This window comes from Kocuria sp. U4B (genome assembly GCF_054875615.1).
The window spans coordinates 2,117,976-2,139,137 of the sequence record NZ_CM142180.1 but is presented as its reverse complement, the minus strand read 5'-3'; the positions used below and the strand labels follow the sequence as shown (position 1 = coordinate 2,139,137).

General features: G+C 74.8%; 23 protein-coding genes. 6 read left to right on the top strand and 17 right to left on the bottom strand.

From position 1 onward, the window contains the following. Window positions 1-59: 59 nt before the first annotated feature. The 9 genes from ACYSMR_RS10150 to ACYSMR_RS10110 form a co-directional block, all read right to left on the bottom strand. Complete coding sequence (locus ACYSMR_RS10150; protein WP_461745016.1) at window positions 60-1,175, bottom strand: NAD(P)-dependent alcohol dehydrogenase; 1,116 nt, start codon at window positions 1,173-1,175, stop codon at window positions 60-62. 78 nt (window positions 1,176-1,253) lie between these two features. Next, window positions 1,254-2,531 carry an MFS transporter gene (locus ACYSMR_RS10145; RefSeq protein ID WP_461745014.1) on the bottom strand — a complete coding sequence of 426 codons (1,278 nt, stop codon included), beginning with the start codon at window positions 2,529-2,531 and terminating at the stop codon, window positions 1,254-1,256. Next, on the bottom strand, window positions 2,522-3,538 hold the full coding sequence (locus ACYSMR_RS10140) for a magnesium and cobalt transport protein CorA (RefSeq protein ID WP_461745012.1): 1,017 nt from the start codon (window positions 3,536-3,538) through the stop codon (window positions 2,522-2,524). Before ACYSMR_RS10140 ends, ACYSMR_RS10145 begins: the two co-directional genes overlap by 10 nt. A 91-nt stretch (window positions 3,539-3,629) precedes the next feature. Then, window positions 3,630-5,198, bottom strand: a complete 1,569-nt coding sequence (locus ACYSMR_RS10135; RefSeq protein WP_461745010.1) for a molybdopterin-dependent oxidoreductase — start codon at window positions 5,196-5,198, stop codon at window positions 3,630-3,632. 10 nt (window positions 5,199-5,208) lie between these two features. Next, window positions 5,209-5,706, bottom strand: coding sequence for a VOC family protein (locus tag ACYSMR_RS10130; protein ID WP_461745008.1), 498 nt, complete (start codon window positions 5,704-5,706; stop codon window positions 5,209-5,211). Further along, the gene (locus ACYSMR_RS10125; protein WP_461745006.1) at window positions 5,631-6,035 is read right to left on the bottom strand and encodes a VOC family protein; all 405 of its coding nucleotides are present in this window, start codon (window positions 6,033-6,035) and stop codon (window positions 5,631-5,633) included. The genes ACYSMR_RS10130 and ACYSMR_RS10125 overlap by 76 nt, the downstream gene beginning before the upstream one ends. Window positions 6,036-6,254: 219 nt before the next feature. Continuing rightward, entirely contained in the window at window positions 6,255-7,133 is an 879-nt protein-coding gene (locus tag ACYSMR_RS10120) for an NAD(P)-dependent oxidoreductase (protein ID WP_461745004.1), read from the bottom strand. Beyond that, complete coding sequence (locus ACYSMR_RS10115; RefSeq protein WP_461745002.1) at window positions 7,130-8,533, bottom strand: four-carbon acid sugar kinase family protein; 1,404 nt, start codon at window positions 8,531-8,533, stop codon at window positions 7,130-7,132. The genes ACYSMR_RS10120 and ACYSMR_RS10115 overlap by 4 nt, the downstream gene beginning before the upstream one ends. A gap of 28 nt (window positions 8,534-8,561) precedes the next feature. Continuing rightward, window positions 8,562-9,932, bottom strand: coding sequence for a GntT/GntP/DsdX family permease (locus tag ACYSMR_RS10110; RefSeq protein WP_461745000.1), 1,371 nt, complete (start codon window positions 9,930-9,932; stop codon window positions 8,562-8,564). Between the two features lie 150 nt (window positions 9,933-10,082). Here ACYSMR_RS10110 and ACYSMR_RS10105 point away from each other — a divergent pair, with 150 nt between their 5' ends. After that, the gene (locus tag ACYSMR_RS10105; protein WP_251332272.1) at window positions 10,083-10,793 is read left to right on the top strand and encodes a FadR/GntR family transcriptional regulator; all 711 of its coding nucleotides are present in this window, start codon (window positions 10,083-10,085) and stop codon (window positions 10,791-10,793) included. Between the two features lie 51 nt (window positions 10,794-10,844). On the opposite strand, the gene ACYSMR_RS10100 is transcribed toward ACYSMR_RS10105, so the two are convergent. Then, window positions 10,845-11,609 (bottom strand): SDR family NAD(P)-dependent oxidoreductase, encoded by a 765-nt coding sequence (locus ACYSMR_RS10100; protein ID WP_309126799.1) that lies wholly within the window; start codon window positions 11,607-11,609, stop codon window positions 10,845-10,847. Window positions 11,610-11,733: 124 nt separating this feature from the next. Here ACYSMR_RS10100 and ACYSMR_RS10095 point away from each other — a divergent pair, with 124 nt between their 5' ends. From ACYSMR_RS10095 to ACYSMR_RS10085, 3 genes are all read left to right on the top strand, one after another. After that, on the top strand, window positions 11,734-12,513 hold the full coding sequence (locus tag ACYSMR_RS10095) for an alpha/beta hydrolase (RefSeq protein ID WP_461744997.1): 780 nt from the start codon (window positions 11,734-11,736) through the stop codon (window positions 12,511-12,513). A 63-nt stretch (window positions 12,514-12,576) separates the two neighbouring features. Further along, window positions 12,577-13,059, top strand: a complete 483-nt coding sequence (locus ACYSMR_RS10090; protein ID WP_461744995.1) for a glutathione peroxidase — start codon at window positions 12,577-12,579, stop codon at window positions 13,057-13,059. 166 nt (window positions 13,060-13,225) lie between these two features. Then, on the top strand, window positions 13,226-14,098 hold the full coding sequence (locus ACYSMR_RS10085) for an alpha/beta fold hydrolase (protein WP_309126534.1): 873 nt from the start codon (window positions 13,226-13,228) through the stop codon (window positions 14,096-14,098). A gap of 61 nt (window positions 14,099-14,159) precedes the next feature. On the opposite strand, the gene ACYSMR_RS10080 is transcribed toward ACYSMR_RS10085, so the two are convergent. From ACYSMR_RS10080 to ACYSMR_RS10055, 6 genes are all read right to left on the bottom strand, one after another. Beyond that, on the bottom strand, window positions 14,160-14,927 hold the full coding sequence (locus tag ACYSMR_RS10080; protein ID WP_461744992.1) for an anti-sigma factor: 768 nt from the start codon (window positions 14,925-14,927) through the stop codon (window positions 14,160-14,162). Next, window positions 14,924-15,547, bottom strand: a complete 624-nt coding sequence (gene sigK / locus ACYSMR_RS10075; protein WP_461744990.1) for an ECF RNA polymerase sigma factor SigK — start codon at window positions 15,545-15,547, stop codon at window positions 14,924-14,926. The genes ACYSMR_RS10080 and sigK overlap by 4 nt, the downstream gene beginning before the upstream one ends. A 118-nt stretch (window positions 15,548-15,665) precedes the next feature. Continuing rightward, a complete protein-coding gene (locus tag ACYSMR_RS10070) occupies window positions 15,666-16,367 on the bottom strand; it encodes a class F sortase (protein ID WP_461744988.1) in 702 nt (233 codons plus the stop codon). 21 nt (window positions 16,368-16,388) lie between these two features. Beyond that, window positions 16,389-17,162, bottom strand: a complete 774-nt coding sequence (locus tag ACYSMR_RS10065; protein ID WP_251332280.1) for a hypothetical protein — start codon at window positions 17,160-17,162, stop codon at window positions 16,389-16,391. A 130-nt stretch (window positions 17,163-17,292) separates the two neighbouring features. Then, on the bottom strand, window positions 17,293-18,024 hold the full coding sequence (locus ACYSMR_RS10060) for a class F sortase (protein ID WP_461744986.1): 732 nt from the start codon (window positions 18,022-18,024) through the stop codon (window positions 17,293-17,295). Between the two features lie 36 nt (window positions 18,025-18,060). Next, the gene (locus tag ACYSMR_RS10055) at window positions 18,061-18,507 is read right to left on the bottom strand and encodes an excalibur calcium-binding domain-containing protein (RefSeq protein ID WP_461744984.1); all 447 of its coding nucleotides are present in this window, start codon (window positions 18,505-18,507) and stop codon (window positions 18,061-18,063) included. A gap of 408 nt (window positions 18,508-18,915) precedes the next feature. Here ACYSMR_RS10055 and ACYSMR_RS10050 point away from each other — a divergent pair, with 408 nt between their 5' ends. After that, a complete protein-coding gene (locus ACYSMR_RS10050; RefSeq protein WP_461744982.1) occupies window positions 18,916-19,548 on the top strand; it encodes a hypothetical protein in 633 nt (210 codons plus the stop codon). A 105-nt stretch (window positions 19,549-19,653) separates the two neighbouring features. Here the strand turns inward: ACYSMR_RS10050 and cspE are convergent, their stop codons facing one another. After that, window positions 19,654-19,860: a transcription antiterminator/RNA stability regulator CspE gene (cspE, locus tag ACYSMR_RS10045; RefSeq protein WP_251332284.1), complete on the bottom strand. Its 207-nt coding sequence runs from the start codon at window positions 19,858-19,860 to the stop codon at window positions 19,654-19,656. Between the two features lie 304 nt (window positions 19,861-20,164). Between cspE and ACYSMR_RS10040 the strand changes: the two genes are divergently transcribed. Then, window positions 20,165-21,148, top strand: coding sequence for an aldo/keto reductase (locus ACYSMR_RS10040; RefSeq protein ID WP_461744980.1), 984 nt, complete (start codon window positions 20,165-20,167; stop codon window positions 21,146-21,148). The last annotated feature ends 14 nt before the right edge of the window (window positions 21,149-21,162 follow it).

The window sequence follows — 21,162 nt, the reverse complement described above, 5'->3', positions numbered from 1 at the left end:
CGCTTCGTGGGGGATCGACGCCGAGCTGGGGGCTCGGCGCAAATACGTCCCGCCGCGGGTCACTCGGGCATGCGCACGATCGGCTTGACCACCGCCCCGGACTTGCTGTCGGCCAGGGCCTGCTCGATCTCGTCGAGGCCGTAGTACCGGACGAGCTCGTCGAACGGGAAGCGGCCCTGCTTGTGGAGGTCGATCAGGGCGGGGATGAACCTGGTGCTGCGGCTGCCACCGCCCAGGACCCCGACCACGCGCTTGCCCCACAGCGTGCGCATGTGGTCCAGGCTGAAGCGGGCCTGGGCCGGGGCGCCGCCGATGAGCACCAGCGTCCCGAGCATGCCCACGCACTCGGCCGCCTGCTCCACCACGGGGACCACCCCGGTGCACTCGAAGGCGTAGTCCGCCGAGCCCCCGGTGATCCGGGCGACCTCCTCCAGCACGTCGGCCCGGGAGGAGTTGATCGTGTGGGTGGCCCCGTAGCGGGTGGCCAGCTCGAGCCGGGAGTCGTGCAGGTCCACGGCGATGATCGTGGTGGCGGCGGTGGAGCGGGCGGCCATGATCGCCGCCAGGCCCACCGCGCCCACGCCGAAGACCACCAGGGACGAGCCGGGCTCCGGGCGGGCCTCGTTGAGCACCGCCCCCGCCCCGGTGCCCAGCCCGCAGGCGAGGGGCCCGAGCAGCTCGAGCGGCACGTCGTCGGGAGCCCTGACCAGGGCGTCGGCCAGGGCGATCGAGTAGGTCGCGAAGGAGGACTGGCCGAAGAAGTGCCCGGAGACCTCTCCCCTCCCGCCGCGGGTGTAGGCGGAGGTCCCGGCCGCCTCGCCGAGGAAGCGGCGGCCCGAGACGAGGGCCTCCCCGGTGCGCAGGCAGTACCGGGGCTGGCCGTCGAGGCAGTTCCGGCACCGGCCGCAGGAGGGCCAGCCCAGGATCACCCTGTCCCCGGCGGCCACCGTCGTCACCCCCGGACCCACCCGCTCGACGACCCCGGCGCCCTCGTGGCCGAGGATCCCGGGCAGCGGCAGGGGCATGTCGCCGTCGCGGGTGATGGCGTCGGTGTGGCAGACCCCGGACGCGACGATGCGGACCAGGACCTCACCCGGCTCGGGCTCGGCCAGCTCCACGTCCTGGAGCTGGAACGGGGCGCCGATCTCCTCGACGACGGCGGCTCGGATCTTCATGGCGCTCTCCTCTGCGGTGACGTGGACCACGGGCTGTGCTCCGCAGTCTAGGGCCGGGCCCGGGCGCGTCCCAGAGGATCAGGGGCGGGCCCGGAGCACCCCCGCCATCAGCACGGCCACGAGCGCGAAGACCGGGACGACGACGAGCGCCCAGCGCAGCCCCGCCGCGTCGGACAGGGCCCCGACCGCCGGGGAGAGGCTGAGGAAGCTGATCCGCATCAGCCAGCTCACCAGGGCCAGCCCGGTGCCGGGCTTCAGGCCGGGGAGGTCGTCGGCGGCGTGGTAGGCAGCGGGCACTAGGGTCGCGCAGCCGAAGCCGGCGAGCGCGAAACCGGCCACGGCCGCCGCCGGGCCGGGTGCGAGCACCACCAGGAGCATGCCGGCGGCGCTCAGCGCCGCCCCCGCCCGGGCCACGGCGACGCGGCCCCACCGGTCGGTCATGGGGTCCCCGAGCATCCGGCCCACGAACTGCGCCGCCATCATGGCCACGAGCCCCAGCCCCGCGGCGGCCAGGGGCGCGCGCAGCTCCGCGGTGAGGTAGACCGCCGACCAGTTCGCGCCCACGTCCTCGATCATCACCCCGGCGATGGCGATCACCGCGACCGGGAGCAGGCGCCCGACGACCACGCGCCCCGCCCCGCCGCGGCCGGCCCCGGCGGGCACCGGGTCGCCGGCGGGCCGGGAGTCGCCGGGCGCCGCCGTCGTCGTCGCGTCCGGCTCCACGGTGCGCAGGGCGGTGCCCTCGGCGCGGGTGAGGGCGGAGCACAGCGCGACCAGGGCCACCGCGCTCCACAGCAGCCCGCTGCCCAGCAGGTGCCAGGCGAGGGGCACCCCGAGCACGAGGGCGGCCGTGCCCATGAGGCCGCCGGCCACGGCACCCAGGCTCCACAGGGCGTGCAGGGAGTTGATGATCGAGCGGCCGCGGGCGCGCTGGACGTCCATGCCCTGGGCGTTCTGCGCGGTGTCGACGTGGGCGTCGAGCGCCCCGCCCAGGAACATCGCGACCAGGAAGACCCCGAGCCCGATCCCCGTGCCCGCCCCGGGACCGGCCCCGGCCCCGGCCGCCGCGACGCACGCGCAGAGCAGGACGGTGCCGAGGCCCGCCACCGGGCCGGAGCCGAACCGGCGGATCGCCCGCGCCGGGAGGGCGCCGATGAGGATCGCCCCGAGCGGGAACGCGACGACCGCCAGGCCGTAGAGGGTGTTGGAGAGCCCGAACGCGTCCTTGACCTCGGGGAAGCGCGGCAGCAGGTTGGCGTAGAGGGCGCCGTTGGTGAGGAAGAACGCCGAGACGGCGATCCGGGCGCGGCGGACGCGGTCGGGGGCGAGGCCGGCCCCCGCGGTGCTCAGAGCCACTTCTTCCACTTGAACACCCCGTAGAGGGCCACGCCCATGACGAGCATCAGCAGCAGCGCGAACGGGTAGCCCAGCGCCCAGCCGAGCTCGGGCATGTGCTCGAAGTTCATCCCGTAGACGGTGCCGACCAGGGTCGGGGCGAAGAGGATGGCCGCCCAGGAGGAGATCCGCTTGACCTCCTCGCTCTGGGCGAGGGCGGACTCGCTGAGCCGCTGCATCTCGTCGTTCTGCCGCTGCCCCACGAGGGTCGCGTGCACGGTGAGCGCATTCTGCAGCAGGGCCCGGTAGGCGTCGGCGCGCTCCGCGGCCCGGATCGCGTGGTCCTCCACGTCCCGCAGCCGCCGCTGCAGCTCGACGTCCAGCTGGTACTTCTCCGACCCGCGCTGGAGGGCCTGCACCATGGCCACGAGCGGGTGGACCGCGCGCTGGAACTCGATGACCTCCCGCGAGAGCTCGTAGACGCGGCGGGAGACGTCCCGGTCCGCGCCGAAGATCTCGTCCTCGATCTCGTCGATGTCGTTCTCCAGCCCCGCCAGCACGGGGGCGTAGCGGTCGACCACCTCGTCGAGGATCCCGTACAGGACCGCCTGCGGGCCCATGGCCAGCAGCTCCGGGGAGGCCTCCATCCGGCTGCGGACCGCCGCCAGGTCGGGGGACTCGGCGTGCCGGACGGTGACCACGAAGTCGGCGCCCACGAAGACGTGCAGCTCCCCGAACTCGACCTTCTCGACGTCGTCCAGGTAGCGGGCCGGGCGCAGCACCACGAACAGGGTCTCCCCGAAGCGCTCGAGCTTGGCCCGCTGGTGGCCCTTGAGGGCGTCCTCCACGGCGAGCTCGTGCAGGCCGAACTCCGCCGCCACGGACTGCACCTCCGCGGGCTCGGGACGGTACATCCCGATCCAGGCCATCCCGCCGCGGTCGCGCATGACCTCGTAGGTCTCGTCGAGGTCGTGCGGGCTCGAGGTCCGCACCCCGCCCACGTACACCGCGTTGTCCACCAGGGTCACCGCGCACCCGCCTCCCGTGCTCTCGTGCTGCCGTCGGTCGTTCCCGCCCCATCATGGCAGGACGCGGCGGGCCCGCCCGGCGCCGGCGGGCTCAGCGCACCGTGAACGTCCGCTCGTGCAGGCCGGAGGCGCCGTCGGGAGCGGGCGGGGCCTGCTCGGCGGTCTGGACGGTGCCGTCCCGGTCGACCGCCCGCACCCGCACCACATGCTCCCCGGCGGGGAGGTCCGGGCGCCGGAGCACCCACTGCCGCCAGGTGTCGTCGGAGGTCGCCGCCCCGAGCCGCGCCTCCTGCCAGTCGCCGCCGTCCACGCTGACCTGCACCGCCGCGATCCCGACGTGCTGGGCCCACGCGGTCCCCGCGAGCACCACCTGCCCGGCGTCGACGCCCGCCCGGTCCCGGGGCACCTCGATGCGGGAGCTGAGCTTGACCGGCCCGCGGGCCGACCAGCCGCGGGTGGTCCAGTAGGCCTGGGCGCGGTCGAAGCGGGTGACCTCGAGGTCCACCACCCACTTCGTCGCCGAGACGTACCCGTAGAGCCCCGGCACGACCATCCGCACGGGGTAGCCGTGCTCGAACGGCAGCGGCTGCCCGTTCATGCTCACCGCGAGCAGGGAGTCCCGGTCCGGATCGGTCAGCGCCTCCAGCGGGGTGCCGGCGGTGAACCCGTCCTGGGAGGTGGACAGGACCATGTCCGCCCCGGCCTGCACCCCGGTCTCGGCCAGCAGCTCGCGCAGCGGCACGCCGCTCCACACGGCGTTGCCCACGAGGTCCCCGCCCACGGGGTTCGACACGCACGCCAGCGTCACGGCGCGCTCGAGCAGCGGCCGTGCCGTGAGGTCCTCGAAGCCCAGGGTGAGCTCGCGGTCCACCAGCCCGTGGATCCGCAGCCGCCAGTCGGCGACGTCGATGCGCGGGACGGCGAGCGCGGTGTCGATGCGGTAGAAGTCCTCGGCGGGGGTCAGCCACGGCGCCACCCCGTCGACGCCCACGTCCGTGCCGGCGGGCACGCGCTCCCGCACGGCCGGGGCGGGGATCCGCAGCAGCTCGCGGGCGGCGGGGACCCGCGCGGCCGCCGTGCTCGCCCACCGTCCGGCGACCCCCGCGGCCGTGCCCAGCACGGCCGCGGCCGCGGCCAGGCGCACGAAGCCGCGGCGGTCGAGGCCCGGGCCCCCGTCCCGGACCGCGGCCCGGCGGGTGAGCTGTGCCAGGAGGAGCGCCCCGGCGCCCGTGCCGACGACGACGGGCACCAGGTCCGCCACGGACGCCCCCGCGCGCGTGAGCACCGCGATCAGGCCGAGCAGGCCCAGCACGCCCAGCAGCACCACGCCCATGGGCCGGTTGGCCCGCTGGGCGGCGCCGATGCCCGCGCCCAGCCCGATCAGGCCGGCGGCCATCACCAGGACGAGCACGAGCTTGTCGGCGGTGCCGAACAGGGCGATCGCCGCGTCCTTGACCGGCGCGGGGACCGCGTCCACGACCACCCCGCCCACGGCGGTGAGCGGGGCGCCGACCGGGCCGGTCACCCACGCGAGCAGCTCGGCCAGGCCCACGGCCAGCGCGGTCGCGGCGATGCCGGCCAGCAGCCACGGGCCGAGCCCCGCCGGTGGGCGCCCGCGGGCCGGGATGCGGGCCGGCGCGCCGGCCGGTGAGCTCGTCATGGGCCCCAGGCTAGGACCCGCCCCTGACAGCCGGCCGCGAGCGCCCGGAGCGCTGCGCGGGGTCCGCCGGCGTCATGATCGCGAAGCTCTCCCGGTCCGGTCCGCCGAGGACCGCCAGCCGCCCGTACTCGACGTCGAACGGCTCCTCCAGCACCGAGCCTCCCGCCTCGCGCGCGCGCTGCACGGCGGTCCCGACGTCGTCGCTCCGGAAGCACACCGACCAGACGGCCACGGCGTGTCCCGCCCCGGGGTCCGTCCCGCCGATGCCGCCGCCGGGAGCGTCCCCGCCGGGGACCGTGAACACGGCGTACGGGGGGCCGTCCCGGCCGGCGTCCTCGTAGTTGTAGCCGAAGAGCTGGGCGTAGAAGTCGCGGGCCGTGGCGACGTCGGGGGTGACGAGGTCGCACCAGGTGACCGCGCCCGGCACGTCGGTCACCGTGAACCCGAGGTGCTCGCCGGCCTCCCACGTCCCGAAGGACGCCCCGGTGGGGTCGGTGTAGAGGCCCATCGTGCCGAGGGTCCGACCTCCGTGGGTTCCATCAGCTGCGTGGCGCCGGCGGCGACGGCCCGCTCCCCGCAGGAGCGGGCCTCCCGCGCGGCGAGGTAGACCTGCCACACGTGCGGGACGTCCTGCAGGTGGGGCACCGCCGGGGAGAGCCCTGCGACCGGCCCGCCCTCCACGAGGGCGGTGCAGTAGCCGCCGTGCTCGGGCCGGGGCGGGCTGTACTCCCAGCCGAGGACCGACCGGTAGAACTCCTGGGTGCGGCCGAGGTCGGTGACGGCGAGGTCCACCCAGCAGGGCGTCCCGGCGGGCCAGGGCTCGTTGCGCTGCGCCATGACGGGCTCCTTCCGACACGCTCCACGCTACGCCGGGGCTCCGGGCCCCGCAGGGCCGCGGCGGGGATCGTTACCCACCCGCGAGGTCGCGGCTCCTCCCCCGCCGAGTCGCCCGTGCCGGCGGCCGCGGACGCGGACTCACCGGCACGGACGAGCTCGGCCCGGACGAGCTCGGCCCGGGCGGGCTCGGCCCGGGCGTCCGGGGCCGCCGGACGAGGGTCAGCGGGAGCGGAGGATGTCGAAGACCACGGAGTCGTCGTGCCGGCCGTGGCCCTCGCGGCGGCCCCGCACGTAGAGCTGCTCGGCGGCCGAGGCCAGCGGCACCGGCTGCTCCACCGCCCGCGCCGCGTCGGTGACCAGGCCCATGTCCTTGACGAAGATGTCCAGGGCGGAGCGGACCTCGGCCTCCTCGCCCTGCAGCATGCGCGGGCCGCGGTCCTCGAACATGAAGGACGTGGCCGCGCCGGTCGAGAGCACCTCGAGGCACTGCGCCGGGTCCAGGCCCATGGAGTCCGCCAGGGCCAGCGCCTCCCCCGCCACCGCGATGTGCACGCCGCACAGCAGCTGGTTGACCACCTTGAAGCGCTGCCCGTCGCCCACCCGGGGCCCGACCACCGGCGCGTTGGCGGCCATGGCGTCGAGCAGGGGGCGCACCGCGGCGACGTCGGCCTCCGCGCCGGAGACCATGACGAGCAGGTCCCCGGTGGCGGCGCGGGCCGTCCCGCCGGAGACCGGGGCGTCGACGACGCGCACGCCGCGGCCCTCGAGCCCCTGCGTGCCGGCCTCCAGGGCCTGGGGGCCGACGGTCGCCATGACGAGCAGGATCGTGCCCTCCCCGAGCGCGTCGGCGATCCCGCGCTCGCCGAAGAGCACGTCGTGCAGCTGGGCGCCGGTGGCGACCATGACGACGACGACGTCCACGCCGGTCGCCGCCTCACGGGGGTCGTCGAGGACCTCGACGGCGTCGCCCACGTGCTCCTTGGCGCGGGGCGAGACGTCGAAGCCGCGGACGGGGAAGCCGGCGCGGGCGAGGGTGAGGGCCATGGGGGCGCCCATGGCGCCGAGGCCGAGGAAGCCGACGGACAGCAGCGTGCTCATGACTGGTTCTCCTGGGACTGGGAATCGGTGGATCGGGGCCCGGCCGGCCGGGTGCGTGCGGTGGCCCGGTCGAGGACGTCGACGACCTCGGCCAGGGCGGACTCGGTGCCCACGTTGCCGGGGAAGACCACGTAGGGCCCGCCCCGGGTGGAGGCCGGGGCGTCGACGGGCTGGAACAGGGAGATCTGGCCCGGGAAGAACTGCCCGACCACCGTGGCCCGGCGGATGCCCAGGGCCCGGTGGGCGACCTCGTGGGAGGTGATCCCGCCCTTGGCCACCACCCACGCGGGGCGGTGCTGGGCCACCCCGTGCACGACCTCCACCACCGCGTCGGAGACCGACCGGGCGATGGCCAGCGACTCGTCGGGGTCGGTGGTGCGCACCAGCTGGCGGCTGGTCCACAGCACCACGTCGGTGGCCGCCAGGGCCTCGACGATCTCCGCGACGGCGTGGGCCACGTGGGCGGGCCGGGACTCGGCCTCGAGCAGGGCGGGCACGTCCAGCTCGACCTCGTGCAGGTCCCGCCGGGCGCGCAGCTGGTCGAGCTGGCGGTTGGTCAGGCCCACGTGGGAGCCCACGGCCACGAGCCCGTGGGGCAGCCGGTGCGGGCCCACCTCGATGTCGGCCGGGCCCAGCGGCGCGGTCGCGTCGAGCCCGGCGAGGGGGCGGACGAAGGAGGGCCCGCACCGGGTGACGAAGGTCCTCCCCTCGGCCTCGAGCACCGCCAGGGCGGCGGCGACCGCCTCCAGGTCGGCGTAGTCGGTGGCGTTGACGACCACCCACGCCCGGTCCTTCGCCCGGCGCAGGATCGCCGCGACCGCCGCCACCCCGCCGTCGCGGATGTCCGCCAGGCCGATCGAGAGGATCGACTCCCGGGCGACCGCCCCGCCGGAGCGCTCCACGAGGAAGTCCTTGAGGTCGGAGGAGGTGTAGCCGAAGGTGGCGTCGGCGGCGAAGTCGGTCTCCCCCACCGGCATCGGCTTCCCCTGCAGCACCGCGTAGTGCACGTCGTTCTCGGTATAGCGCCCGGCCTCGATCATGGCCGGGGCGAAGAGGAACCCGTCGACGGCCACGCCCAGCCCCGCCAGCGCGTCGGCCAGGGCCGTGGGCTCGGCGATCACGTGCCCGCGCAGCGTGGAGTCGCTGCGGGAGACCAGGTGGGGCAGGGGCCGGCCCTCGGCGGCGAGGCCGGCCAGCACCGCCGTCACGAGCCCGGTGTTGAGCGCCACCGCCTCGGCCTCGGGCCGGGCGCGGGAGTTGGTGAGCACGAAGCAGGTGCGCCCGGGGTGCCGGACGACCTCCAGCACAGGGGCCGGGTCGAGCTCGAGGACCACGTCGACGTCGTGCACGCACTGGGACCCGGTGGGGTCGTCGTCGAGCACGAGCAGGGTGCGGTTCATGCGCGGGATTCCTTCCGGAAGGGGCGGGTCAGGACAGGCCCGAGAGGGCGAACCAGAGGACCGACACCATCACGAAGCCGACCACGGACGTGGCCGTGCACAGCACGGTGTAGGTGCGCAGGGCCACCCCCGTGGGCACCTGGAAGTAGCGGCTCCAGACCCAGAACAGGGAGTCGTTGACGTGGCTCAGGGCCATGGAGCCCACGCCGATCGCGAGCGCGAGGATGGCGGTCTGCACCGGGGTCAGGCCCTGGGCCGCGGCCAGCGGGGCCATCAGGGGCGCCGTGGTGAGGATCGCGACGGTCGCCGAGCCCTGGGCGGCCCGGATGAGCGCGGCCATGATGTAGGCCAGCAGGACGATCGGCAGGCCGGTGCCGCCGAGGACGTCGGCGACGGCCTCGGAGACGCCCGTCTCGCGCAGCACGTAGCCGAACATGCCGCCGGCGCCGGTGATGAGGATGACGGCGGCCACCGGGGGCAGGGCGGAGTTGATCACGTGCTCGGTCTCCTCGCGACCCCAGCCGCGGCGGTAGCCCAGCAGGATCGAGGCCAGGATCACGCCGATCAGCAGCGCCATCGGCGAGGCCCCGACCATGGACAGCAGGGTCCGGACCGGGTTGCCCTCGGCCAGCACGAGGGCGCTGGTGGTCTGGAGCATGATGAGCAGCAGCGGCAGGGCGATCATGGAGAGCACGAGCCCGGTGCTGGGCGCCTTCGTCATCACCACGCCGGTGTGGCCGGAGCCGCCCACGCTCTGCAGGACGTCGTCGTGCGTGATCTCGACGTGGGCCTTGCGGGACAGGCGCATGGCCAGCCAGTGGCCGAACAGCCACATCGGGATCGCGGGGATGAAGGACAGCAGCAGCACCAGGCCGATGTCGGCCCCCAGCAGCTCGGAGCCGCCCACGATGCCCGGGTGCGGCGGGACGATGACGTGCACGGTCAGCATCGCGATGACGATCGGCAGGGCGTAGGCGAGCATGTTGCCGCCGAGCCGGCGGGCGACGCCGAAGACGATGGGGATGAGCACGATCAGCCCGACGTCCACGAACACCGGGATGCCGAAGATGAAGCCGGTGGCGCCCAGGGCGAAGGGGGCGCGCTTCTCGCCGAACTTGTCGAGCAGCCAGCGGGCCAGGACGTCGGCGCCGCCGGAGACCTCGATGATCCGGCCCAGCATGGCGCCGAGGGTCACGATCAGCGCGACGCTGCCCAGGGTGTTGCCCATGCCGGTGGTCAGCGTGGGGACGACCTCCCCGAGAGGGATGCCGCCGGCCAGGGCGAGGGCGGCGGCGGCGATCATCAGGGCGAGGAACGGGTGCACCTTGCCCTTGATGATCAGGCCGAGGATGACCGCGACGGCGGCGAGCCCCAGCAGCACGAGTGTGGTGGTGGTCATGGAGTCCTCATCGATCTCCGGGAGCCGGGGCTCCTCTGTTGTCAGATATCAGATATCATGTGTGATGCAGGACACGTCGTCAAGAAGGGGCGCCGGAACGGCGCACTAGACTGGCACGGTCACCTCCGAGACCAGGACGGGCATCGAGCAATGAGCACGCGGCGAGCCGACGACGCCGCCAGGGACCTCCTGGCCGCCATCACGGACGGGGAGTTCCCTCCGCGCACGGAGCTGCCGCCGGAGCAGCAGCTGGCCGAGCGCTTCGGCGTCTCGCGCCTGACGGTGCGCGAGGGCATCCGGGCCCTGGCGGGCCACGGGGTGCTGTCCGTGCGGCACGGCAAGCGCAGCCTCGTGAACCCGCCCGAGGAGTGGTCCCCGCTGGACGCCGAGGTGCTCCGCGCCCGCGGCCGGCTCAGCGGTGACGGGCTCGAGCTGCCCACCCAGCTCGTCGAGGCGCGGCGGGCCATCGAGGTCGAGGTGGCCCGGCTCGCCGCGACCCGGGCCACCGACGAGGACCTCGCCGTCCTCGCCGGGACCCTGACGGCCATGGAGGAGTCCCGGGACGACCCGGGGCCGCGCTTCGCCGAGGCCGACCTCGCCTTCCACGCCGGCGTGGTGGCCGCCGCCCGCAACGTCTACCTCGCCGCGGCGTACCGCCCGCTGGAGCAGGTGCTGCACGTCGTGCGCCTGGAGACCTCCCGCGATCCGCAGATCCGGGAGCACGCCATGCACTGGCACCGGAGGATCTTCGACGCGATCCGGGCCCACGACACCGAGGGCGCCGCCCGGCAGATGCTGGGCCACATGCAGCAGACCCTCGACGACATCGCCGAGAAGGTCGGCGGGTCGGCCTTCCGCTGAGGGCTCCCGCGCGGGAGCCGCGGAGAGCCGAGGCTGCGGAAAGATGGGAGCCTAGGAGATCTGCAGGCCGCCGTTGATGTCGTAGGTCGCGGCGGTGATGATCCCGGCGTCCGGGCCGAGCAGGAAGCAGATCAGCGCGGCGACCTCCTCGCGGCTGGCCACGCGCTTCATGAGGGAGTCCGCGGACAGGGCCGTCTTGCGCTCGTCGGAGAGGGTGCCGCCCATGATGTCGGTGTCGACGGGCCCGGGCGCCACCGCGTTGACCGTGATCCCGTGCTCGCCCACCTCCCGCGCCACGGCCCGGGTGAAGCCGATGATGCCGGCCTTCGCCGCGCTGTAGGCGACCTTCGAGAAGGTGCCGCCGCCGCGCTGGGCGGAGATGGAGGACAGGTTGACGATCCGCCCGGTCCCGGCCTCGATCATCGCGGGCAGGGCGCGCTGGGTGACCAGGAAGGCGCCCTTCACGTTGACCTCGAAGACCCGGTCCCACTCCTCGGGGGTGATCTCGAGGAACGGCGTCGGCGAGGCGATCCCGGCGAGGTTCACCAGCCCGGTGGCCGGGGGCAGCTCCGCCTCGACGCGGCGGTAGGCGGCGTCGACGGAGGCGACGTCGGTGACGTCCACGCTCAGCCCGAGGGCCGGCACCCCGGACTCCTCCGCGATCGCCGCGGCGGCCTCCTCGGCGCCCCGCACGTCGAGGATCGCGACGGCGGAGCCCTCGGCGGCCAGCCGGCGGGCCACGGCCAGGCCGATCCCGCGCGGGGAGGCGGCGCCGGTGAGCACCACGGTGCGGGCAGGAGTGGGGGCGGTGGTCATTCTGTCCTCCTCGACAGGTCCGTCGGCAGTGGAGATCAGATATCTGATCTCTACGGAGTGTAATCTGCGTCACCGAGCACGACAAGGGCGGCCGCCGGGTCCGCGGACGAGTAGCGTCGGCACCGTGACGACCCGTCGCACTGTTCTGGCGGCCGCCGGCCACGCCGGGCTGGTGGCCCTGCTGTCCGGGTGCGCTGAGTGGAGGATCCCCATGGACGGTTCCGGAGACCGCGCCGCGCTGACGGCCCGCCCCGGCGACGTGCCGAGCGCGGCCCCGCCCGCGGCGGGCAGCCACGCGCTGGAGGTGGAGCGGACGCGGGACTCCCTGCTCTACGTCCCGCCCCGGGTGGGCCCGGCGGCGGCGCCGCTGCTCGTCGTGCTGCACGGCGCGGGCGGCCACGCCGAAGGGGCCGTGGCGCTGCTGCGGGGCGTCGCCGACCTGCACGGGCTGATCCTGCTCGCCCCGGCCTCGCGGGAGTCCACGTGGGACGGCGTCCGCGGCGCGTACGGCCCCGACGTGGACGTGCTCGACCGGTCGCTGCGGCGGGCCTTCCACCTGGCCGCCGTGGACCCCGAGCGGGTCGGCGTGGCCGGGTTCTCCGACGGCGCCTCCTACGCCCTGGGCGTGGGCCTCGCCAACGGCGGGCTGTTCCGCAGCGTCCTGGCGTTCTCGCCCGGCTTCGTCCCACCCGCCGGGCGCACGGGCCGCCCGCGGGTCTTCGTCTCCCACGGCACGGCCGACGAGGTCCTGCCCGTCGGGCGCACCAGCCGGCGGATCGTGCCCGCACTGGAGGAGGACGGCTACGAGGTGGAGTACGCGGAGTTCGAGGGGGGCCACACCGTGCCCCGGGACGTCGCGCTGCGGGCCGTGGAGTGGCTCGGCTGGACCCGTCCCGCTCCCTGATCGGCCCCGGCTCCCGCATGATGGGAGGGCGCGCTTCGACCCTCGACCCTCCCGGAGGCCCCTGTGACCACGCTGCACGACTTCACCGCCACCACCCTCGACGGCCGCGAGCAGGCCCTGGCCGAGTACGCCGGGCAGGTGGTGCTCGTGGTCAACACCGCGAGCAGGTGCGGGTTCACGCCGCAGTACGCCGGGCTCGAGGAGCTGTGGAGGACGTACCGGGACCAGGGCCTCGTGGTGCTGGGCTTCCCGAGCAACCAGTTCGGCGCCCAGGAGCCGGGCACCGAGGAGGAGATCGGGGCGTTCTGCAGCCGCAACTACGGCGTCTCGTTCCCCCTGTTCGCGAAGGTCGACGTCAACGGCGCCGCCGCCCACCCCCTGTGGACGTGGCTGCGCGAGGAGAAGGGCGGCGTGCTCGGCGACGCGGTCAAGTGGAACTTCACGAAGTTCCTCGTGGGCCGGGACGGGCAGGTGATCCGCCGCTACGCCCCGACGACGACGCCGGCCCAGCTCGCCCCGGAGGTCGAAGCGGCGCTGACGCACTGACGCACCGGACGCCCTGACGCACCGGACGCGCTGGACGGCAGGAGCCCCCGGCCGTGGACAGGGCGCCCCGCGACCCGTCACCATCGGTCTCGGGGCCCTCGGCGGGCACGCCCCTCCCGACACCGCAGCGGCGCCGCCCCGTGCGCCCCGATCCGCAGGAGCAGCCATGGCCCCGCACTTCGCCGAGTTCGACATCCAGGTGGTCCCCGTGCCGGGGGCGGTCGTCCACGCCCACACCGCCGGGGAGGGACCCCCGGTGCTGCTGCTCCACGGCTATCCGCAGACCTCGCACATGTGGCACCACCAGGCGCCCGTGCTGGCGCGGGAGCACACCGTCGTCGCCGCCGACCTGCGGGGCTACGGCCACTCGCGCGCGCTCGGCGAGGACTTCACCTTCCGCGCCATGGCCGCCGACCAGGTGGCGATGATGCGGGAGCTCGGCCACGAGCGCTTCCACGTGGTGGGCCACGACCGCGGCGCCCGCACCGCCCACCGGATGGCGTTCGACCACCCGGACGCGGTGCTGTCCGTGGCCCTGCTCGACATCCTCCCCACCCTGGACGTGTGGCGGTCGATGGACGCCTGGATGGTGCAGCGCTACTACCACTGGGCGTTCCTCGCGCAGGGCGGCGGGCTGCCGCAGACGCTGATCGGCCACGACCCCGTGTACTTCGTGCGCCGGACGCTGCAGGGCCTCAGCGGCACGGAGGTGGCGTTCGACCCGGACGCGCTCGCGGCGTACGAGGACGCGGCACGGCACCCCGAGGTCGTGGACGCGTGGTGCCGCGACTACGCGGCCGCCGCCGGGCCCGACGTGGAGATCGACCGGGCCGACGAGCACGAGCAGCGCGACGTGCCGGCCCTGGTCCTGTGGGGCGCCAGGGGCCGGGTCGGGGCCCGGGAGGACCCGATCGAGCTGTGGCGGCGGCACTTCCCGCGCACCACGGGCCGCGCGCTGGAGGCCGGGCACTTCCTCGCGGAGGAGCGGCCGGCGGAGGTCACCGAGGCGCTCGTGGAGCACCTGCGCGACGGGAGGTGACCACCTCCCGTCGGCCACGGTCGTGGCCGTCGGCACGTCCCCGCGGAAGGCGGGGGCGGGCTCAGAGCTCCGCGAGCGCCACCACGGGCAGGGTGGGCGACGCGGAGCCGCCCGCCGGCTCGACCGTCATGGCCACCGCCGCGGCGTCCGCCACGTCGCCCTCCAGCCAGGTGCGGACCTCGCCGCCGGCGAAGTGCACGTCCGGGACGGGCACGTCGTCCTGCATCAGCCACAGCTGGTACTCCTGGCCCTCGCCGGGGTCGGGCAGGCCCGCGGAGACGACCAGGGCCGCGCCCGCCTGCTGCGAGGCCACCACCGTGGCGGTCCGCCCGTCGAGCTCCAGGGTGCGGGTCACGACGTCGGGGGCGGCCAGCAGCTGGTTCTCCCGGGCCTGCTCCTGCTGGGCCTGGGCAGCGAGCTGCTCCTGCTGGCGCTGCTCGCCGCGGACCCCCAGCGCCCAGCCGCCCAGGGCCACGGAGGGCACCAGCACGGCCGCCGCGGCGGCGGCCAGCCAGCGCCCGGGCCGGCGCCCGGGGCGGCGTCGCCGCTCCTCCAGGGACACGACCGGGGCCGTCGCGGCGGACGGGGCAGGCGCCGGCAGGGGCGCGGTGGCCCGGATCCCGGCGAGCACGTCCTCCCGCAGCGAGGGCGGCGGCTCCTGGGCCACCGCCCCGGCCAGGTGCGCCCCCACCTCGGCGTACTCGGCCACCTCCCGGCGGCAGGACGGGCACTCCCGCAGGTGCTCCTCGAACCGGGCGCGCTCCTCGGGCTCGAGCGCGTCCACCGCGTAGAGCGCCGCGGAGTCGTGGACGTCGTGGCTCTCGTTCATCGCTGCACCCCCAGTGCCGTGCGCAGGCTGCTCAGGCCGTCCCGGATCCGGGCCTTCGCCGTGCCCAGCGGCACCTCCAGCCGCTCGGCCACCTCCCGGTGGCTGCACCCCTCGTAGTAGGCCAGGGAGACGGCCTCCCGCTGGATCGGCGTGAGCGCGCCGAGCCCCGCGCGGACCTCCTGCGTCTCCATGGCGTGTTCGACTCCTTGCCAGGTCTCGTCGGCGGGGATCTCCGCCCGCCCGCTCTCGTACTGCTGCTCGCGGTCGCGCTCACGCTGGACCTGGCGGACGCGGTCCACCGCGCGGCGGTGGGCCATGGTGCACAGCCAGGCGAGCACCGTGCCGCGCTCCGGGTCGAAGCGCGCGGACTGCTGCCAGGCCATGAGGTAGACCTCCTGGACCACCTCGGCCGCGAGCTCCGGGGACCGGAGGACCCGCACCGCCAGGCCGTACACCTTGGCCGACGTCAGGTCGTAGACCTGCGCGAACGCCGCCTCGTCCCCCGTGCCGCTGCGCCGCAGCAGGTCCCCGAGGTCCGGGCCCTCCTGCGGGACGGCGCGGTCCGGCAGCCCGGAGGGCGTGCGGCCCTCCCGGCCGATGCCGGTTCCTCGTTCAGTCATCCGTTCTCGCTGTCCGTTCCGGGTGCCGCGACGCGGCGGAGCAGGTGTCCCCAGCACTGTGCCACATCCGGGAACACCGTGCGGCGGGACGCGCGGCCGCTCCTGCGCCCCGCCGGCGTCAGGCCTCGAGGGAGGCGTAGACCACGTAGTTGTCATCGAACAGGCCCGTGGCCGGGTCGTAGCCGTCGCAGGTGATGAGCCGCAGCTCCGCGCCCGCCGTGTTGCCGTAGACCTCCAGGGTGGGGAAGTCGTCCTTGGCGTACTGCTGTCCCCGGTCGACGACGAAGACCGCCGTGCTCCCGTCCTCCCGGGCCACCTCGATCCGGTCCCCGGGAGCCAGCGAGCGCAACCCGGCGAAGACCCCGGGCCCGCCGCCGGTGGCGTTGACGTGGCCCAGCAGCACCGCCGGCCCGCGCTCCCCCGGCGTCGGGGAACCGGCGTACCAGCCGGCCGGGGAGCCCGGGCCCTCGGGCGGGACCTCCAGGGACCCGTTCTCGCGCAGGCCCAGGTGCAGCAACTCGGTCCGGGTGGACGTCGCCGGGATCTCCAGCGCCACGGGCTCGGAGGCCTCCAGCACGCGGGGTCCCGGCGCGGCCCGGACGCCCGGCGCCGCGGACGGCGGGCCGGACGCTGGACCGGACGGCGAACTGGACCGGGCATCGGCGGCGGGCGACGCCGGCACCGGTGCGGCCGGGGACGTGGTGCTGGGAGCCGCCGCGGTGCCGTCGCCGGGCCCGGCGGCGCAGCCCGTGGCGAGGAGGGCGGCGGCCGCCGCGCAGGTCATCAGGCCTGCGCGGCGGCCGGAGCGGGATCCCGTCATGGCAGGAACCGTGCCGTGGGATCAGGCCCGGGCGGCGCGACGGCGCAGCGCCCAGGCGCCACCGGCCACGGCGGCCAGCAGACCGCCGCCGAGGGCCACGGCCTCCGTGGTGGAGCCGGTCTCCTGGGCCACGCCGGTGTCGGCCCCGCCCTCGGGCATGGCCCCCATCTGGGTGGAGGTCAGGGTGCCGCAGGCGGCGGGCAGGGTCGCGGCCGCGGGCAGCGCCGGGTCCAGGTCGGACATCTTCTCGGCCGCGGCGGCGGGCATCCTGGCCGGGTCCACGCCGTGGACGACGATCACCGCGGTGCCGGCCTTGAGGGCCTCGCTGGTGGCCGCGTCGAGCTCGAAGGTCCGCTCGTAGGAGTACGCGCTGCCGCCGGGGAAGCGCTCCACGGCCAGCCCGGAGTCGGGGCTGGTGTCGCCCTCGGTGGTCAGCGAGGTGCCGATCATGCCGTAGGAGGGGTGGCCCTCGGTGGTGTTGACCACCCCGTCGCCGTCGGTGTCGGCCTCGGGGCCCGGGCAGGTGCCCTGGCCGTGGATGTGGATGTGCTGGGCGTGCGGGAAGGGCCCGTCCATGAAGGTCTCGGCCGCGCCGGTGACGTCCACCGTGACGGTGGCCTGGGTTCCGTGCACCTCGACCATGGCCTGGCCGGTGGTGCCGGAGTCGTTCAGGGTGTTCAGGGTGGCCTGGGTCGACCACATGTCGGACTCGTGGGCCATGGCCGGGGCGGCCTGCAGCGCCAGGGCGCCCAGGGCCAGGGTGGGAACGGCGAGCAGACGCATCTTCGTGTTCATCGGGGGCCTCTTCCGTAGTGCCGGTGGTGCACGTCGACGACGTGCGTATCCCCTGTTCGGCACCATGGGGGCGGTGGACGGGTCGGGTTCCGAAGTTTTTTTGCGCGGGGTCTCATCGGCAGGCGGAGGTTCAGGCGACGAGCCTGGCGTAGACCACGTAGTTGTCGTCGAACAGGCCCGTCGCCGGGTCGTAGCCGTCGCACGTGATCAGGCGCAGCTCCGCGCCCGCCGTGTTGCCGTAGACGGCCTGCGTGGGGAAGGCGTCCTTCGGGTACTGCTCCCCCCGCTCGACGGCGAAGACCGCCGTCGAGCCGTCCTCCCGGGCCACCTCGATCCGGTCCCCGGGAGCCAGCGAGCGCAGGCCGGCGAAGACCCCGGGCCCGCCGTCGGTGGCGTTGACGTGGCCGAGCAGCACCGCCGGTCCACGCTCGCCCGGGGTGGGCGAGCCGGTGTACCAGGAGGCCGGAGCGCCGGGAAAGGTCGGGGGCACCTCCAGGGAGCCGTCGGCGCGCAGGCCGAGGCTCAGCAGCACGGACCCGGTGCCGGTGGCGGGAATGCGCACGGACACGGGCGCGGCGGCGGCCAGGACGGGCAGCCGGGCCTGCGGCGTCGAGGGGGGCGCGGGAGCCGGCGGCGCGGGAGCCGGCCCGGGAGGTGCGGCGGTCGAGGACGCCGCTGCCGGGGACGCGGAGGCCGCGGAGGTCCGGAACGGGGCGGGCGAGGGCGGCGCGGCCGTGGTCGCGACCGGCTCCGCCGAGGCCGCGGTCGGGGCAGGGTCGGTGCCGGCGCAGCCGGTCAGCAGGAGCACGACCGCCGCAGAGGCCAGGAGGCCCCTGCGGCGGTCACCGGTCGGGGTCAGCACGGCGGGGAACCTGTCCGGTCGGCCCGGGCGGGGCGCCTACGCCGGGGCGCCGCGGCGGCGGACCGCCACGGCCGCGCCCGCGGCGAGCAGCAGGCCGCCGACGGCGGCGGGAGCGCTCGGGCCCGAGGAGCTCTCCACGGCCGCGCCGGTGTCGGCGCCGCCGACGGGCACCTTCCCCATCTGGGAGTACGGGCCCGCGCCGGGCACCCAGTCGTAGATGTGGTGCTGGTACACCCCGGGGCTGATCTCGACGGGGATGCGCGTGGGGTCGAAGGGGAAGTCCGCGCTCTCGCAGGCGAGGCCGTCGGCGTCGTCGTCGAGGTGGGCGCCGTAGCTGGGCGAGTCGGCGGGGATGTTGTGGACACCGTACGCGGCGGCCTGGGAGCAGTCGGTGAAGGCGAAGGCCGCCGTGGCCGGGGTCGCCGACAGGGCGCACAGCCCCACCCCTGCCGCCAGTGCCACGCCCGCTGCGCTGCTGTTCATGGAGTCCCCGCGATCTCTCGGAATGAGCGTTTGCAGGCGCATCGTAAAGCGTTGGCGACTGCAATGTCAGTAGCCGGATCGTGACCTCGAGGTGCGGGTCCGTGTCGAGGAAGCACCTCCCGCGCAGAACCGGGCCACCGCGGCCCGACAGAGCACGTCGGCACGTGGCGAACCGGTCCGTGCGTCCCGATGTGACGGACCCCAGCAGGCCGCCATAACGATCGAGGGTCGCTCCCGCCCACGCCAGGACCCCGCGCCGGACCCGGTGGGACACTGGCCGCGGAGCCGCGGGGATGCTCACCCGCCCCTCCGACCCACTCCACCGCCGCGGGACACGGGTCCGCGCGTCCCCTTCCGGGACCGCCACGGGGCGTGGTCCCCGGCGACCAGCCGGGAAGGACTTCCGCCATGCACACCACCCAGCGCATCCTGGGCGCCGCCGCCGCCGCGCTCGTCGCCGTCGCCGGGCCCGCCGCCTCCGGCGCCGTCGCCCAGGAGGACTGGCCGCCGCCCTCGACCCACGGCCGGTTCGTGCCGGTCCCGGCCGACGCCGCCGCAGCACAGACCTCCGCCGTCTGCGACGACGAGGTGACGCTCGCCCCCGGCGACGTCAGCGAGCTGGAGTCCCGCGTCCTCGTGACCGAGCAGGGCGAGACCGTCATCGAGACCCGCGGACGGGCCACGGCCGACATCACCCGGGCCTCCGACGGCGCCACGCTCGACGAGTTCGGCGCGTTCGTGCACGTCTTCGAGACGTACTCCGCCGACGGCACGACGGTGACGTTCGACGCCCGAGGCACGGGCATCGTGCTGCCCTTCGACGACGTGGAGGCCGCCGCGTTCGCCGAGGCCGGCCTGCCCGAGGCGTTCGTCTTCCTCGCCGGAACCTTCGAGGAGACGGTCACCTTCGAGTCCCCCCTCGGGGAGAGCGAGGAGATCCCCCCGGTGGTGTCGGCGGAGATCACCGGGAACACCACGCAGTACGTCTTCGACCTGTGCGACCTCCTGGACCAGGCGGCCGCCGGGCAGCAGTCCTCCTGACCCACCGGAAACAGGAATCGCCACCCGGCCGGCAGCCGGGTGGCGATTCCTGGTCGACGTCGCGGCTGATCAAGTCAGCACGGCGCCGGAGGCGTCAGAGCGAGATCACGCAATCACGGTGATGTTCGCGGCCTGGGGGCCCTTGGGGCCGTCCTGGGTCTCGAACTCGACGCGGTCGTTCTCGTTGAGGGCGCGGAACCCACCGGAGTTGATGGCCGAGAAGTGCGCGAACACGTCCTTGGAGCCGTCCTCGGGGGTGATGAAGCCGAAGCCCTTGTCAGCGTTGAACCATTTGACGATGCCAGTAGTCATGAGTGACCTGTCCTTCTGAAAAGCGGAGCGTCCCCGGATCTCGGGGTGCTCGGGCGTTGCGATGCCTGCCAAAACGTCTTCTCAGAAAAACTGCTGCGCCCGGACCGGGCGAACTGCTTGAAATGCAAAAACGAAACTTCAACAACTGCTGACGACTGTACACGGGGCGGCCGGAAAGCACAGTGACGGGGAACACCCCCGCACCGGTGCGTCCCCGGGACGTCGTCCCGGGGACGCACTATCGTCGTGCCCAGGGCATGCCGCCCGACGACCTCTCCACCGATCGCGGAACGGGAACTCGAACATGGAACAACGCACGCTGGGCAGAACCGGACGGACCGTCTCCACCGTGGGGCTGGGCACCTGGCAGCTGGGCGCCGACTGGGGCGACGTCGACCCGGCGGAGGCCACCGCGGTCCTGCAGGCGGCCGTGGAGTCCGGGGTGACGTTCTTCGACACCGCCGACGTCTACGGCGACGGGCGCAGCGAGCAGACCATCGGGGCGTTCCTGCGGGACCACCCGGAGCTGGACATCACGGTGGCCACGAAGATGGGCCGCCGCGTCGACCAGGTCCCCGAGAACTACACGCTGGCGAACTTCCGGCAGTGGGTGGACCGCTCCCGGAAGAACCTGGGCACCGACACCCTGGACCTGGTCCAGCTGCACTGCCCGCCGACACCGGTCTACAGCGACGACGAGGTCTACGACGCGCTGGACACCCTCGTCGAGGAGGGCGCCGTCCGCAGCTACGGCGTCAGCGTGGAGCGCACCGACGAGGCGCTCGCGGCCATCGCCCGCGGCAGCACCGCCACCGTGCAGATCATCCTCAACGCCTTCCGGCTCAAGCCGCTGGACGCGGTGCTGCCGGCGGCCCGGGACGCCGGGGTCGGGATCATCGCCCGCGTGCCGCTGGCCTCGGGACTGCTGTCCGGGAAGTACTCCAAGGACACCCGGTTCCCCGAGAACGACCACCGCAACTACAACCGCTCGGGCGAGGCCTTCGACGTCGGCGAGACGTTCTCCGGCGTGGACTTCGAGCAGGGGCTCGAGGCCGTCCGGGAGTTCTCCGGACTGCTCCCGGAGGGGGTGACCACCGCCCAGGCGGCGATCGCGTGGATCATCGCCCAGGACGGGGTCAGCACGGTCATCCCGGGCGCCCGCAACGTCGAGCAGGCCCGCGCGAACGCCTCCGCCGCGGACACCGGGGACCTGGGGCGGCAGCTGGACGACGGGGTCCGCCGGATCTACGACAAGTACTTCCGGGAGAGCGTCCACCCCCGCTGGTGATCCGCCCGGCGGAG

Coding starts and splice junctions, on each gene's coding strand:
- ACYSMR_RS10150 (WP_461745016.1), bottom strand. CDS start 1,175: ATGAAGATCCGAGCCGCCGTCGTCGAGGAGATCGGCGCCCCGTTCCAG.
- ACYSMR_RS10135 (WP_461745010.1), bottom strand. CDS start 5,198: ATGACGAGCTCACCGGCCGGCGCGCCGGCCCGCATCCCGGCCCGCGGG.
- ACYSMR_RS10130 (WP_461745008.1), bottom strand. CDS start 5,706: ATGGGCCTCTACACCGACCCCACCGGGGCGTCCTTCGGGACGTGGGAG.
- ACYSMR_RS10125 (WP_461745006.1), bottom strand. CDS start 6,035: ATGGCGCAGCGCAACGAGCCCTGGCCCGCCGGGACGCCCTGCTGGGTG.
- ACYSMR_RS10120 (WP_461745004.1), bottom strand. CDS start 7,133: ATGAGCACGCTGCTGTCCGTCGGCTTCCTCGGCCTCGGCGCCATGGGC.
- ACYSMR_RS10115 (WP_461745002.1), bottom strand. CDS start 8,533: ATGAACCGCACCCTGCTCGTGCTCGACGACGACCCCACCGGGTCCCAG.
- ACYSMR_RS10110 (WP_461745000.1), bottom strand. CDS start 9,932: ATGACCACCACCACACTCGTGCTGCTGGGGCTCGCCGCCGTCGCGGTC.
- ACYSMR_RS10105 (WP_251332272.1), top strand. CDS start 10,083: ATGAGCACGCGGCGAGCCGACGACGCCGCCAGGGACCTCCTGGCCGCC.
- ACYSMR_RS10100 (WP_309126799.1), bottom strand. CDS start 11,609: ATGACCACCGCCCCCACTCCTGCCCGCACCGTGGTGCTCACCGGCGCC.
- ACYSMR_RS10085 (WP_309126534.1), top strand. CDS start 13,226: ATGGCCCCGCACTTCGCCGAGTTCGACATCCAGGTGGTCCCCGTGCCG.
- ACYSMR_RS10080 (WP_461744992.1), bottom strand. CDS start 14,927: ATGAACGAGAGCCACGACGTCCACGACTCCGCGGCGCTCTACGCGGTG.
- sigK (WP_461744990.1), bottom strand. CDS start 15,547: ATGACTGAACGAGGAACCGGCATCGGCCGGGAGGGCCGCACGCCCTCC.
- ACYSMR_RS10070 (WP_461744988.1), bottom strand. CDS start 16,367: ATGACGGGATCCCGCTCCGGCCGCCGCGCAGGCCTGATGACCTGCGCG.
- ACYSMR_RS10065 (WP_251332280.1), bottom strand. CDS start 17,162: ATGAACACGAAGATGCGTCTGCTCGCCGTTCCCACCCTGGCCCTGGGC.
- ACYSMR_RS10055 (WP_461744984.1), bottom strand. CDS start 18,507: ATGAACAGCAGCGCAGCGGGCGTGGCACTGGCGGCAGGGGTGGGGCTG.
- ACYSMR_RS10050 (WP_461744982.1), top strand. CDS start 18,916: ATGCACACCACCCAGCGCATCCTGGGCGCCGCCGCCGCCGCGCTCGTC.
- cspE (WP_251332284.1), bottom strand. CDS start 19,860: ATGACTACTGGCATCGTCAAATGGTTCAACGCTGACAAGGGCTTCGGC.
- ACYSMR_RS10040 (WP_461744980.1), top strand. CDS start 20,165: ATGGAACAACGCACGCTGGGCAGAACCGGACGGACCGTCTCCACCGTG.